13 protein-coding genes and 1 tRNA gene are annotated in these 12702 nt (G+C 72.5%); 9 read left to right on the plus strand and 5 right to left on the minus strand.

The window, feature by feature from the left end; translation table 11 throughout:
• Positions 1–724: AEC family transporter (locus tag HCN52_RS15445; RefSeq protein ID WP_168089026.1), on the plus strand; the 724-nt coding region annotated here is incomplete at its 5' end.
• A gap of 72 nt (positions 725–796) precedes the next feature.
• On the opposite strand, the gene HCN52_RS15450 is transcribed toward HCN52_RS15445, so the two are convergent.
• Positions 797–1399 carry a TetR/AcrR family transcriptional regulator gene (locus HCN52_RS15450; protein ID WP_168089027.1) on the minus strand — a complete coding sequence of 201 codons (603 nt, stop codon included), beginning with the start codon at positions 1397–1399 and terminating at the stop codon, positions 797–799.
• 121 nt (positions 1400–1520) lie between these two features.
• Here HCN52_RS15450 and HCN52_RS15455 point away from each other — a divergent pair, with 121 nt between their 5' ends.
• Complete coding sequence (locus HCN52_RS15455; RefSeq protein ID WP_168089028.1) at positions 1521–2846, plus strand: MFS transporter; 1326 nt, start codon at positions 1521–1523, stop codon at positions 2844–2846.
• Here HCN52_RS15455 and HCN52_RS15460 read toward each other — a convergent pair.
• Positions 2798–3124, minus strand: coding sequence for a hypothetical protein (locus HCN52_RS15460; RefSeq protein WP_168089029.1), 327 nt, complete (start codon positions 3122–3124; stop codon positions 2798–2800). The two genes, HCN52_RS15455 and HCN52_RS15460, sit on opposite strands and share 49 nt — an antisense overlap.
• Positions 3125–3333: 209 nt before the next feature.
• Here HCN52_RS15460 and rpsF point away from each other — a divergent pair, with 209 nt between their 5' ends.
• From rpsF to rplI, 4 genes are all read left to right on the plus strand, one after another.
• A complete protein-coding gene (gene rpsF / locus HCN52_RS15465) occupies positions 3334–3624 on the plus strand; it encodes a 30S ribosomal protein S6 (protein ID WP_167968797.1) in 291 nt (96 codons plus the stop codon).
• Positions 3625–3751: 127 nt separating this feature from the next.
• Positions 3752–4354, plus strand: coding sequence for a single-stranded DNA-binding protein (locus HCN52_RS15470; RefSeq protein WP_168089030.1), 603 nt, complete (start codon positions 3752–3754; stop codon positions 4352–4354).
• A gap of 94 nt (positions 4355–4448) precedes the next feature.
• Entirely contained in the window at positions 4449–4685 is a 237-nt protein-coding gene (gene rpsR, locus HCN52_RS15475) for a 30S ribosomal protein S18 (protein ID WP_003978893.1), read from the plus strand.
• Between the two features lie 16 nt (positions 4686–4701).
• Positions 4702–5151 carry a 50S ribosomal protein L9 gene (gene rplI, locus HCN52_RS15480; RefSeq protein WP_168089031.1) on the plus strand — a complete coding sequence of 150 codons (450 nt, stop codon included), beginning with the start codon at positions 4702–4704 and terminating at the stop codon, positions 5149–5151.
• 231 nt (positions 5152–5382) lie between these two features.
• Here the strand turns inward: rplI and HCN52_RS15485 are convergent, their stop codons facing one another.
• Positions 5383–6780: an MATE family efflux transporter gene (locus HCN52_RS15485; protein WP_376767134.1), complete on the minus strand. Its 1398-nt coding sequence runs from the start codon at positions 6778–6780 to the stop codon at positions 5383–5385.
• A gap of 803 nt (positions 6781–7583) precedes the next feature.
• On the opposite strand from HCN52_RS15485, the gene dnaB reads away from it, so the two are divergent.
• From dnaB to HCN52_RS15500, 3 genes are all read left to right on the plus strand, one after another.
• Positions 7584–9488, plus strand: coding sequence for a replicative DNA helicase (gene dnaB, locus HCN52_RS15490; protein ID WP_209314584.1), 1905 nt, complete (start codon positions 7584–7586; stop codon positions 9486–9488).
• A gap of 383 nt (positions 9489–9871) precedes the next feature.
• On the plus strand, positions 9872–10186 hold the full coding sequence (locus HCN52_RS15495) for a hypothetical protein (protein WP_312876717.1): 315 nt from the start codon (positions 9872–9874) through the stop codon (positions 10184–10186).
• 281 nt (positions 10187–10467) lie between these two features.
• Positions 10468–10857 carry a hypothetical protein gene (locus HCN52_RS15500; protein WP_168089033.1) on the plus strand — a complete coding sequence of 130 codons (390 nt, stop codon included), beginning with the start codon at positions 10468–10470 and terminating at the stop codon, positions 10855–10857.
• Between the two features lie 334 nt (positions 10858–11191).
• Here the strand turns inward: HCN52_RS15500 and HCN52_RS15505 are convergent.
• Positions 11192–11278 (minus strand) — tRNA-Ser (locus tag HCN52_RS15505).
• Between the two features lie 72 nt (positions 11279–11350).
• On the minus strand, positions 11351–12702 hold a 1352-nt coding region (locus HCN52_RS15510), incomplete at its 5' end, for a S1C family serine protease (RefSeq protein WP_168089034.1).

Below are 12702 nucleotides of genomic sequence, written 5' to 3' on the forward strand. Positions count from 1 at the left end.
CGTCACCGCCCTCTCCACCCTCGCAGCGGCGCTGCTGTTCCTCGCCGTCGCCTGCGTGCGGCGCTGGGGCGCCGGCTACTCCACCATGGGCGCGCTGTGCGCGAGCTACGTCAACGCGGGCAACCTCGGCATCCCCATCGCGGCCTACGTCCTCGGGGACGCCTCGCTGGTGGCGCCGGTGCTGCTGCTCCAGCAGCTGTTCATCGCACCGGTGGCGCTGACCGTCTTCGACATCACCACCGCCGAGGAGCGCCCCGGCGTCTGGCGGCAGCTGACCTCGCCGTTCCGCAACCCCGTGGTGGTCGGCTCGCTGCTGGGGCTCGCCGTCAACGTGACCGGGGTTCCGGTGCCGACGATGGTGATGGACCCGGTGGCGCTGATCGGCGGCATGTCGGTGCCCGCCGTGCTGCTGGCCTTCGGCATCTCGCTGCGCGGCCGGGCGCTGCCGGCGCGCGGTCCGGACCGCTGGCCGGTGCTGCTGTCCGTGCTGATCAAGGTGTCGGTGCAGCCGTTCCTGGCCTGGCTGATCGGCGCCGGGCTCTTCGGTCTGTCGGGCGAGACGCTGTTCGCCGTGGTGGTGGTCGCCGCCCTGCCTGCCGCGCAGAACCTCTTCACCTACGCCTCGCGGTACGACATCGGCACGACCCTGGCCAGGGACTCGGTGCTGCTCTCGACGATCCTCGCCGCCCCGGCGCTGGTCGTCGTGACCGTGCTGCTGCGCTGACGGCGACCGGCGACCGGCCTTCGGTGATCGGCACGGGGCCGCCCGCGGAGGCCGGGGCGCGGCCGTGCGTCGTCAGTCGGGGTCGCCGGCCGTCGCGGCGGGCGTGGCCCCGGGCGGCGGGGCGGTGGCCGCGGTGCCGAGGATCAGCCGCTCCACCGCGGCGCGGGCCAGCTCCTCCGAGTAGGGGCCGGGGTCGAGCGCGTGGTGGATCGACAACCCCTCGACCAGGCCGTCCAGCTGCCGTGCGGTCTCGGGCGCGACGTGCCGTTCCAGGGAGGCGCGGCTGCGCGCCATCCATGCGCGGGTGATCCCGCGGAACTCGGGTCGCCGCGCGGCCAGCGTGTAGAGCTCCAACGTGACCACCAGGGAGTCCCGGTCCCCGAAGGTGTCGCGCAGGATGATCTGCACCACCGCGTCGGCCACCTCGGCGAGCGAGTCGGCACCCGCCATGCGCCCCTCGAAGCGGTCGCTGGCCCGCAGCGAGAACCGGGTGAAGGCCTCGTGGAGCAGCTCGTCCATGCCGGTGAAGTGGTAGGTGACCGACCCGAGCGGCACCTCGGCGCGGGCGGCGATCCGCCGGGCGGAGGCGCCCACCACGCCGTCCTCGGCGATCACGTCGAGGGCGGCGTCGATGATGCGGTCCCGCCGGCCGGGGTCGTTGCGCCGCGTGCTCATAGTCGCGTCAGTGTAGGGCCGTCGGGGGCGGTCGGTCGCCGCTGCCGCGCGGGCGGGCCCGCCGCCGGCGGGCCCGGGCGGGCTCTCCCGCTCCCTCGCCCGCATGCGTACGATCGTACGCATGCTCTCGACCCCTCTCCCCGCGCCGGCGATCCGCCGCTGGCGGCTCTCCCTCTTCGTCTTCATGCTGCTGGTCGGCGTCTCCATGTCCTCGTGGATCGTCCGCACCCCAGCGGTCCGGGACGCGATCGAGGCGTCGACGGCCCAGATGGGGCTGGTCCTCCTCGGCCTGTCGGCCGGCTCGATGTCGGGCATCCTCAGCTCCGGAGCGGCCGTCCGGCGGTTCGGCGGGCGGAACACCATGGCGGCGGGCGGTGTGCTGGTCGTCGCCGGTGTGCTCGTGGTGGGACTCGGCAGCGAGAGCGCCGCCGCGCCGGTGGTCGCGCTCGGCCTCGCCCTCTTCGGCGGCGGTGGCGGACTCTCCGAGATCGCGGTCAACATCGAGGGCGCCGATGTCGAGCGGCAGCTGGGGCGCTCCGTACTGCCGGCGCTGCACGGCTGCTTCAGCGCCGGCACGGTGGTCGGGGCGCTGGCGGGCATCCTCTGCACCCACCTGCGGGTGCCGGTGCTGTGGCACCTCGCGGTGGTCGCGGTGCTCGCCTCCGCCGCCTTTGCCTGGGCGGTGCGGTCGATCCCCACCGGCAACGGCCGGCGCCTCGCCGAACCCGGTCAGGGCGGCGGGTTCCGCGCGCAACTCGCCGTCTGGCGGGACACGCGGGTGCTGCTGCTCGGCGCCGTGGTGCTCGCCCTGGCGCTGGCCGAGGGGTCCGCCAACGACTGGCTGCCGCTGATCATGGTCGACGGCCACGGCACGGGCCAGACGGTCGGGTCGATCGTCTTCGCCGCCTTCGCGGCGGCGATGACGGCGGGCCGGTTCGCGGGCGCGGCGCTGCTCGCCCGCTTCGGCGCGGTGCGGGTGCTGCGCGGCAGTGCGGTGGTCTCGGCCGCGGGTCTGGCGCTGGTGGTCTTCTCGCCCAGCCCGGCGCTGGCGGGGGCGGCGGTGGTGCTGTGGGGGCTGGGCGCCTCGCTGGGGTTCCCGGTGACGATCTCGGCCGCGGGCGAATCCGAGGACCCGGATGCCGCGGTCGGCGCGGTCGCCACCGCGGGCTATCTCGCCTTCCTGGCGGGGCCGCCGGTGCTGGGCTTCGTCGGCGAGCACGTCGGGCTGCGCGGGGCGATGGTGCTGGTCCTGGTGGTCGTCGCCACGGTGGTGGTGACCTCCGGGGCGGCCCGCCCGCGGCAGTCGGGCGCCGAAGTGGAGGGGGAGAAGGCACCGCGGCCGGGCGGGGCCGCGGCTGTGGTGCCGTGGCCCCGCCCCGGTCCGGGGGAGGAAGGCGGTCAGCCCAGCAGGCCGCCGAAGAGGCCGCCGTGCGCCATGCCCAGGTAGAAGCCCGTCGCGGCGGCACCGAGCCCGACCACCGTCACGAACCGCTCCGCGGTCGTGACCGAGATCATCTGGCCGGTCGCTCCGGTGAGGATCCCCACCAGGCCGGCCCAGGAAGCGACCAGATGGAGGCCGGGGAAGAAGGCGGTGACGAGGGCGATCAGCCCCAGCCCCGCGGTCACCAGGGCGAGGGCGTTCTCCCTGGGGTGTGGGTTGCCGTCGGTGTTGAAGAAGGACAGCGGGGAACCGTGTCCGGCGCGGCCCTGCACTGCCTGAGCCATGGGGCACCTCCAGGCGTGAAGCGTCTACCACTGAAGTGTGGCGCCTTCTGGGCGGATTTCAACCGGAGCGGGGACACCGGGTAGGCTGGGCCGTCCGTGTCATGACGCCGCTCCCGCCCCGGTGGGAACGGAACGCGACACGGTCACGCATACAACCCTCCTGCCACGGAACGTCCGTGGCCGTTGAGTCCAGAGGAGGTGGGTTCCACATGCGTCACTACGAGGTGATGGTCATCCTCGACCCCGATCTGGAGGAGCGCGCTGTCTCCCCCCTGATCGAGAGCTTCCTTACCGTGATCCGCGAGGGCAACGGCAAGGTCGAGAAGGTCGACACCTGGGGCCGTCGTCGTCTCTCCTACGAGATCAACAAGAAGCCCGAGGGTATCTACGCCGTGATCGACGTGCAGGCCGAGCCCGCACTGGTCAAGGAACTCGACCGTCAGATGGGCCTGAACGAGTCGGTCCTGCGGACGAAGGTCCTCCGTCCCACCATTCGGTGAGCCCCGCTCCCCGATGACTCCGGCCCGTAGGGCCGGGACGGATACCGGGTAGTCACGTCGGCGGGTGGTGTCAGAGCCACCCGTCATCATCGCAGCACCAGTTAACACCCGCCGAGAGGTTCCCCCAATGGCAGGCGAGACCGTCATCACGGTCGTCGGCAATCTCGTCGACGACCCCGAGCTGCGCTTCACCCCCTCCGGTGCGGCGGTCGCGAAGTTCCGCGTCGCGTCCACCCCCCGTGTCTTCGACCGGCAGACCAGTGAGTGGCGGGACGGCGAGAGCCTGTTCCTGACCTGCTCGGTCTGGCGTCAGGCCGCGGAGAACGTCGCCGAGTCCCTCACCAAGGGCACCCGCGTGATCGTTCAGGGCCGGCTGAAGCAGCGGTCCTACGAGGACCGGGAAGGCGTCAAGCGCACGGTCTACGAGCTGGACGTCGAGGAGGTCGGCCCCAGCCTGCGCAGCGCCACCACCAAGGTCACCAAGACCTCGGGTCGTGGCGGTGGCGGCGGCCAGGGCGGCGGCTTCGGCGGTGGCGGTGGCGGCCAGCAGGGTGGCGGCGGCTGGGGCAACGCCCCCGGTGGCGGCCAGCAGGGTGGCGGCGGCCAGGGCGGCGACCCGTGGGCCACCGGCCCCTCGGGTGGCGGCCAGGGCGGCGGCGGTGGCGGCGGTGGCTGGGGCTCCGGCCCCGGCGGCGACTCCGGTGGCTATTCGGACGAACCCCCCTTCTAGCGGCCGCTGCGGCCGCGTGGCGCGCCGGGGCGACCCGGTCCGCCGGAGGGAAGGGGTTCTCCCCACTTCTTGAGCGAATCGAAGGAAAGAGACCATGGCGAAGCCGCCTGCACGCAAGCCGAAGAAGAAGGTCTGCGTGTTCTGCAAGGAGAAGATCTCCTACGTCGACTACAAGGACACGAACCTGCTGCGGAAGTTCATTTCCGACCGCGGCAAGATCCGTGCCCGCCGGGTCACCGGCAACTGCACCCAGCACCAGCGTGACGTCGCCACGGCCGTGAAGAACAGCCGTGAGATGGCGCTGCTGCCCTACACCTCCACCGCGCGCTAAGGAAGGGTGACACAGCATGAAGATCATCCTGACCAGCGAGGTTTCCGGTCTCGGCGCTCCTGGTGACGTCGTCGAGGTGAAGGACGGGTACGCCCGCAACTACCTGCTGCCCCGCAACGTCGCCATCCGGTGGACCAAGGGCGGCGAGAAGGACGTCGAGCAGATCCGTCGGGGTCGTCGCATCCGCGAGATCGCCACGATCGAGCAGGCGAACGACGTCAAGGCGCAGCTCGAAGGCGTCAAGGTCCGGCTGAAGGTGCGTGCCGGCAACGGCGGCCGCCTCTTCGGCTCGGTCACCCCGGCCGACATCGTCGCCGCGGTGAAGCAGGCCGGCGGTCCCGAGTTCGACAAGCGTCGTATCGAGCTGGGCCACCCCATCAAGAGCCTGGGTGCTCACCAGGTCTCGGTGCGTCTGCACCCCGAGGTCACCGTGAAGGTCGGCCTGGAGGTCAGCCCCGCCAAGTGAGCCGGGCGCGCTCGTACCGGCGCGTCATCCCCGCGTGACGGGGGTGGTCGCTGGTTCGGGTGGTCGGTGACGGCGCTCGGTTGACGAGCAGCGGTCGCCGACCGGCACGGTCGCGGCGGTGTCGCCCCGGCGGCAGCACGCGAGCACTGCGGTACCTCGACGGGCCGCCTCCCGCACTGCGGGAGGCGGCCCGTCGTCGCTTCGGTCCCCCTGCGTCCCCGGCAGGCGGGCTCAGGCCCGGACGGCACCGGTGACGAGCCAGCGTCCGGTGCGGGCACGCAACCAGAGCGTGACCAGCCTCGTGCCCATCATCAGCCCCGCGATCGTCCACCAGAGCCCCGCGACGCCCCAGCCGAGGACCGGCACCAGCAGGGCCACCGGTGCGAAGAGCACCAGCGTCCCCAGCATGGCCCAGGCGAGGTAGGCGCCGTCGCCCGCTCCCATCAGCACACCGTCGAGGACGAAGACCACACCCGCGACGGGTTGGGTGACGGCGACGATCAGGAGCAGGACCAGCAGCTGAGAGCGGACATCGGGGTCGGAGCTGAACACCCGGAGCAGCAGCGGGCCGGTGGCCGCGAGTACGGCGCCGAGGACGACTCCGGAGCCGATGCCCCAGCGGACCATGCGGCGACAGACCCGGCGGGCCCCGTCGGCGTCGCCCGACCCGAGGTAGCGGCCGATGATCGCCTGCCCGGCGATGGCGATGGCGTCCAGGGCGAACGCCAGCAGCGACCAGATCGTCAGGGCGATCTGGTGGGACGCCACCGAGACATCGCCCATGCGGGCGGCGACGGCGGTGGCGATCAGCAGCACCGCCCGCAGCGACAGCGTCCGCACCAGCAGCGGCGTACCGGCGCGGGCGCACGCCCGGATGCCGGCGGCGTCGGGTCGGAGCGACGCGCCGTGGCGGCGGGCACCGCGGACGACGACCCAGAGGTAGACGGCCGCCATGCCGGTCTGCGCGACGACGCTTCCCCAGGCGGATCCGGCGACCCCCCACCCGAGGCCGTAGATGAGCAGGGCGTTGAGTCCGGCGTTGGCCCCGAAGCCGCCGACCGCCACGTAGAGCGGGGTGCGGGTGTCCTGCAATCCGCGCAGCACGCCGGTGGCGGCGAGCACCACCAGCATCGCCGGGATGCCGAGCGCGCTGATGCGCAGGTAGGTCACGCCGTACGGGGCGGCGGTGGCGGAGGCGCCGAACGCCTCGATGAGGGCGGGGGCCGTGGCGAAGATCGTCGCGGCGGTGACGGTGCCCAGCAGCATGGCGAGCCAGATGCCGTCCATGCCCTGGCGGATGGCGGCGGGCAGGTCACCGGCGCCGACGCGGCGGGCGACGGCTCCGGTGGTCGCGTAGGCGAGGAAGACGAAGATGTTGACGCCGGTCGCGAGGAGCGCCGCGGCCACGCCGAGGCCGGCGAGCTGGGCGGTGCCGAGGTGGCCGATCATCGCGGAGTCGGTGAGGAGGAACAGCGGCTCCGCGACCAGGGCGCCGAAGGCGGGGACGGCCAGGGCCAGGATCTCGCGGTCGTGGCGTCGGCCCTCGCGCCGACGCTCCTCGCGGGTGGTGGGTGCCGGGGGCCGGTCGGCGGTGGCGGTGGCGGTGGCGGCCGGCGCCTCGGTCGCCACGGTCGAGTCCGGTGCCGGTGCCGGTGCTGGTGCCGAGCCCGCAGGGCCGCGGCCGCGGTCGGCCCGGGAGCGTCGGTTCCGGGGTGCCCGGGCCGGGGGGTCGCGGTCGGGGGTGCGGTTCATGGGGTGATCCAAACATCCACAGGTAACTGACGCAAGAGCACTGAGGTCCTTACGTCATGGCACGGTGTGTGTGATGTCCCACGGAGTTGGTGGTGATCTGGTCGAGTTCTGAGAACTTTTTGTCACCGGTGGGCGGCAGGTGACGTAGTGCCAGGTCAGCACTGGTTTCGCAGAGGTGTGCGGAGGTTCTCCACAGTGCTGTCCACGGAACCGTCCACAGGAATCGCCGGGTTGTCCACAGGCTCTGATCAGACATCCACATGGTTGGCCGCCAGCCTGTGGATAACCGGGTTGGTGGTCCGGCCCGCGGGGCGTAGCGTGGCCCTTCGCCTGTCTCCTCCGGTGCCCCCTTCCCGGGCCCGCCGACCACAGCGGCAGGCACCGGGACATCGGGTGTCAGTGCCGTGCCGCAGCAAGGAGTTGCGGGGGTCGGCGACGCCGGCTGCTGCCCGGCGACGGCCCGCGCACCGGGCGCGAGCACCGAGTTCAGGAGGGGCGGGGGCGTGACCGATCTCGATCACACCGGCGGCGCCTGGGACACCGCCGAGGTCTCCCGGCCGCGCCGGGGGCGCGGTAACAACCGCGACGACGACGGGGGCTTCGACGACGCCCCGGACCGCGGTGGGTTCGAGCGGATGCCTCCGCAGGACCTCGAGGCCGAGCAGTCCGTGCTCGGCGGCATGCTCCTCTCGAAGGACGCCATCGCCGATGTCGTCGAGGTGCTCAAGGGCCACGATTTCTACAAGCCCGCCCACGAGATCATCTACGCCGCCATTCTCGACCTCTACGCCAAGGGCGAGCCGGCGGACCCGATCACCGTCGCGCACGAGCTGACCAAGCGGGGCGAGCTCTCCAAGGTCGGCGGCGCCGGCTACGTGCACTCCCTGGTGCAGACGGTGCCGACGGCGGCCAACGCCGAGTACTACGCGGAGATCGTCCACGAGCGGGCGGTGCTCCGACGGCTGGTGCAGGCGGGCACCCGCATCACGCAGATGGGCTACGCGGCCGACGGCGACGTGGACGAGATCGTCAACTCCGCCCAGGCGGAGGTGTACGCCGTCACCGAGCAGCGCACCGCGGAGGACTACCTCCCGCTCGGCGACATCATGGAGGGCGCACTCGACGAGATCGAGGCCATCAGCAACCGCAGCGGCGAGATGACCGGTGTCCCCACCGGCTTCACCGATCTCGACTCGCTCACCAACGGCCTGCACCCGGGCCAGATGATCGTCATCGCGGCCCGTCCCGCCATGGGAAAGTGCCTGGCCGCCGAGACCCGGGTGACGGAGGCCGTGTCGGGCGAGACGCTGACCATCGCCGAGTTCGTCCGCCGCGGTCTGGCAGGGGAGCCGCTGCGGGTCCACACCCTGGGCACCGACTGGCGGTTGCGATCGGTCCGGCCCGACGACTTCATCCCGAACGGCCGCCGGGAGGTGTTCCGTCTCACCACCGCCGGGGGCCGGACGATCACCGCCACCGCCAACCACCCGTTCCGCACGGTCGGCGGCTGGGTCCCGCTCGGGGAGCTGGCGCCGGGCGACCACCTCGCGGTGGCGGACGCGCCGGCGGCTGTCGTCGACGGAATGCCGACGGCGCCGGCAGGGCCTCTTCCGGCGGAGGTGCACCGGCTGATCGACGCCGCGCGGAACTATCGTGCGGGGAGCGACCGGCCGGCCCGGGCTGACGGAGTCGCGGGGCGGGGCCCGGTGAGCCGGGAGGCGGCCCGCCGACTGGCGGCCGAGCTCGCTGCGCCGGAGCTGGCGGAGCTCGCCGACTCGGTGGTCGACTGGGATCCGGTGGCGACGATCGAGCCGGCCGGTGAGGCCGAGGTCTACGACCTGACGGTGGACGGCACCCACAACTTCCTCGCGGAGGGGATCGTCGTCCACAACTCGACGCTCGCCCTGGACTTCGCGCGGGCCTGCTCGATCAAGCACAACCTGCCGAGCGTGATCTTCTCGCTGGAGATGGGCCGCAACGAGATCGCGATGCGCCTGCTGTCCGCGGAGGCCCGGGTGGCCCTGCACCACATGCGGTCGGGCTCGATGACGGACGAGGACTGGAACCGGGTCGCCCGCCAGATGGCCGAGGTCAACGAGGCGCCGCTCTACATCGACGACTCGCCGAACCTCTCCATGATGGAGATCCGCGCCAAGTGCCGGCGGCTGAAGCAGCGCAACGACCTCCGGCTCGTCGTCATCGACTACCTCCAGCTGATGCAGTCGGGCGGCTCGCGGCGGCCGGAGTCCCGTCAGCAGGAGGTCTCGGACATGTCCCGAAACCTCAAGCTCCTCGCCAAGGAGCTGGAGGTGCCGGTGATCGCACTCTCGCAGCTGAACCGTGGACCTGAGCAGCGCACCGACAAGAAGCCGATGGTCTCGGACCTCCGCGAGTCCGGCTCGATCGAGCAGGACGCCGACATGGTCATCCTGCTCCACCGCGAGGACGCGTACGAGAAGGAGTCCCCGCGTGCGGGCGAGGCCGACCTGATCGTCGCCAAGCACCGAAACGGCCCCACCGCCACCATCACCGTCGCCTTCCAGGGCCACTACTCCCGCTTCGTCAACATGGAGGGCGGCTTCTGACCGCCTGGTGGCCTCTCGGACTTTCCGACGCTCCTGCCGATCAGCTCCTGCCGATCACTCGCGTCGCGCGCGGACCATCCCCGCTACGTCGGCGAGCACGGGCCACAGGGGCGACACGGGTTGGACCGCGCAGCTGTCGGCCCACCCTCCGGCGGGCTGCCGGGAGCCTCGCCGGCTGGGCACCGGCACCGCTGGGTCAGCCTCCGCGCGGACAGCAGCGCGCCGTCGCCGCCCTGAACTCCCGTCGACTCTCCCGGAAGCGGCTGGGACCGGTCCCCATCCGGGTCGGTTCCTCCTTCCCGTGCCGCCGATCCGCAGGGGCGTCGCCCAGCGGCGGGAGCGAGCGGAGCAGGGCGGTGCATCCGGTGCGGCATCCTGGCCGGGTGACCACATGGATGCGCTGCCACTGGGACGAGGAAGACACCTGGTTCAACTTCGAGGTCGACGCCGAAGGCTGCGTGACCCGGCAGGCCGAACTCGAAGGGCCTGAGCTGATCCCTGTCGCAGCTGCCTCCCTCGCCGAGTGGCAGCGGGCCCGCGACGCGGGCCGCCTCGGTGACTACGACAGCAGCTTCGGGATCACGGCCGAGCTGCCCGTCTCGGAGTGGGAAGGCCACGAGCCCGAACAACTCACCTTCGAGGAGTTCGAGGACGTCTGGGGCCCTGCCCGTCAGCGGATCGCATCCCGGCCCGGCTGACCGCTCGGCGCCGCGCCGGCTTCCTGGCATCATCGCGGCAGACCCCCATCAGCCGCACTCGGCCCCCGGGCCGCCTCACGCTCTCAGGGACTCCCCTGCGGGAGCGGGCGGGGCGTGCGGGCGGCTCGTGGAAGAGCGATGAGTCGTTCTGCCGGCCGGAGGGGCGCTGCTCGTGAGGCTGGAGGGGAGCGGGTACCGCGATGCGACGCCCGGAGACCGGCACGGTCCGTCCTCCTCCGCGCTTCTTTCGTACGTCTCGGACCACACCATCGGAGGAAGCAGTGTCGGACCAGCAAGCGCTGACCGCCGAGGAACACCTCAGCCGGGCCAAGGAGCTGCTCGGCCTCCCCCACACCGTTGCCATCTGCGGTTCCACCCGGTTCATGGCCGAGATGAACGAGGCCGACGTCCGGGAGACCGTGGCGGGAAGGATCGTCGTCAAGCCGGGCTGTGACATGAAGTCGCCGCACAAGCTGTGGTCCGATCCCGGTCGGGCGGAGGAGCTGAAGGCCCGGCTCGACGATCTGCACCGGGCAAAGATCCGGCTCGCCGACGAGGTGCTCGTCGTGGGCGACCACATCGGGGACAGCACCCGGTCCGAGATCGCGTACGCCCGGTCGCTCGGCAAGCCCGTACGGTTCACGCATCCCGAGGCCGACCCCGGGAGCTGATCCGCGACAAGCTCCCTGCCGGCCAGGCGACGGCGCACCCGGCCGGCCGTGTCGCCGGCCCGGTTCTCGATGCGAGCGGCACCCGGGCCCGTCCGAGGCTGCTCCCGGAAGCGCCGGCCGCGGAGGACGGAGACCCACCGCGGGCGGCAGCCCACGGGCGAACGTCCTCGTCGACGCCCACCTCGACGCCGCCGACGGCTGACCGTTGGCCACGAGCCGGCCACCCAGCCTGGTCGATGGTGGGACAGAGCGGGACACGTCGTCGCGCAGTGTGAACGGAAAGGGCGGCCCCCGCGTGCGGGGGCCGCCCTGACCTGCTGTTTTACTGCCTCTGCGGAGGCTGTGGGATTTGAACCCACGGTGACGTTGCCGCCACGACGGTTTTCAAGACCGTTCCCTTAGGCCGCTCGGGCAAGCCTCCCCGCGCCGCCGGGAGACGGCGGCACCCCGACAGCGTAGCCGCTCCCGTGAGGCGCCGGTGCCCGCCTCCGGGTCATTCCTGGTCGCCGACCCGGGAGTCGAGGGTGATCTCGGTCGTCTGCTCGTTCCCGTTGCGGACGTAGGTCAACTCGACCGTTTCACCCGGCTCGTACGTCCAGATCTCACTGATGAGGGTGGGCCCGCTGTCGATGACCCGGTCGCCGAACTTCACGATGGAGTCGCCGGGGCGCAGGCCCGCCGCGTCGGCCGGGCCGCCCGGGGTGACCGCGTCGTTCTGGCCGTCGCCCTCGGTGCTGATCTGGGCACCGCCGGAGTTGGTCTCGGTCATCCCGACCGAGACGCCGATGACGGCGTAGACGGGCTCGCCGGACTCGATGAGGTCCTTGGCCACGCGCACCGCCTGGTTGACGGGGATGGCGAATCCCAGGCCGACGGAGCCCGCCTGCTGGCCCGGTGCGCTGGAGTTGGACTGGATCGCCGAGTTGACCCCGATGACGGCGCCCTCGGCGTCCAGCAGCGGACCGCCGGAGTTCCCCGGGTTGATGGAGGCGTCGGTCTGCAGCGCGCTCATGTAGGAGGAGCGGCCGCCCATGCCGTCGCTGGAGGCGACAGGCCGGTTCTTCGCGCTGACGATGCCGGTGGTCACGGTGCCGGAGAGCCCGTAGGGCGCGCCGATCGCCACGGTGGTGTCGCCGACGACGACGTCGTCGGAGTCGCCCACGGGCAGCGGCTGCAGGTCGCGGTCGCCGGGGTCGACCAGGCGGAGGACCGCGATGTCGTACCCCTGTGCGCCGCCGACGAGTTCGGCGTCGTAGCTCTCGCCGTCGGAGAAGGTGACGGTCAGCCGGCCGCCCTGCGAGGCCGACTCGACGACGTGGTTGTTGGTGAGGATGTGGCCTTCCTCGTCGTAGACGAAGCCGGTGCCGGTGCCGCCCTCCCGGTCGCCCTCGGCCTGGATGGTTACCACGCTGGGCAGCGCGGCCTCGGCGATACCGGCGACCGACTCGGGGCTGCGCTCCTGCACCCCGCTGCCGTTGGAGCTGTTCACGGTGGAGGTGGTGCGGTCGTTGCCCGCGTTGTCCGCGAGGAGGTACCCGGCGCCGCCACCGATGCCGCCGGCGACCAGAGTGGCCAGGGCGACCACCGCGACGAGACCGCCGCGCCGTCGCCGCCGCGGGGGCGGCGCGAAGGTGGCCCAGGGGCCGTCGGCGGGTCCGTGGGGCGGGGCGGCCCCCGTGACGGGTGCGGCGGCGGGCGTGGTGGCCGATCCGATGCCCTCGTCCGCGGGGACGTGCGGACCGGCGGGCTGGTGCGGGCCGTCGGCGGGGGGCGGTGTCGGGCGGCTGTCGGCCGTGCCGGGCGCCTCGGCCTGCCGGGGGCCGGTGGGGTCGACCGGTCCGGCGG

The sequence above is a fragment of the Streptomyces bohaiensis genome (genome assembly GCF_012033785.1).
Lineage (GTDB): Bacteria > Actinomycetota > Actinomycetes > Streptomycetales > Streptomycetaceae > Streptomyces > Streptomyces bohaiensis.

Coding starts and splice junctions, on each gene's coding strand:
- HCN52_RS15470 (WP_168089030.1), top strand. CDS start 3,752: ATGGCAGGCGAGACCGTCATCACGGTCGTCGGCAATCTCGTCGACGAC.
- HCN52_RS15450 (WP_168089027.1), bottom strand. CDS start 1,399: ATGAGCACGCGGCGCAACGACCCCGGCCGGCGGGACCGCATCATCGAC.
- dnaB (WP_209314584.1), top strand. CDS start 7,584: ATGCTCCTCTCGAAGGACGCCATCGCCGATGTCGTCGAGGTGCTCAAG.
- rpsF (WP_167968797.1), top strand. CDS start 3,334: ATGCGTCACTACGAGGTGATGGTCATCCTCGACCCCGATCTGGAGGAG.
- HCN52_RS15460 (WP_168089029.1), bottom strand. CDS start 3,124: ATGGCTCAGGCAGTGCAGGGCCGCGCCGGACACGGTTCCCCGCTGTCC.
- rplI (WP_168089031.1), top strand. CDS start 4,702: ATGAAGATCATCCTGACCAGCGAGGTTTCCGGTCTCGGCGCTCCTGGT.
- rpsR (WP_003978893.1), top strand. CDS start 4,449: ATGGCGAAGCCGCCTGCACGCAAGCCGAAGAAGAAGGTCTGCGTGTTC.
- HCN52_RS15455 (WP_168089028.1), top strand. CDS start 1,521: ATGCTCTCGACCCCTCTCCCCGCGCCGGCGATCCGCCGCTGGCGGCTC.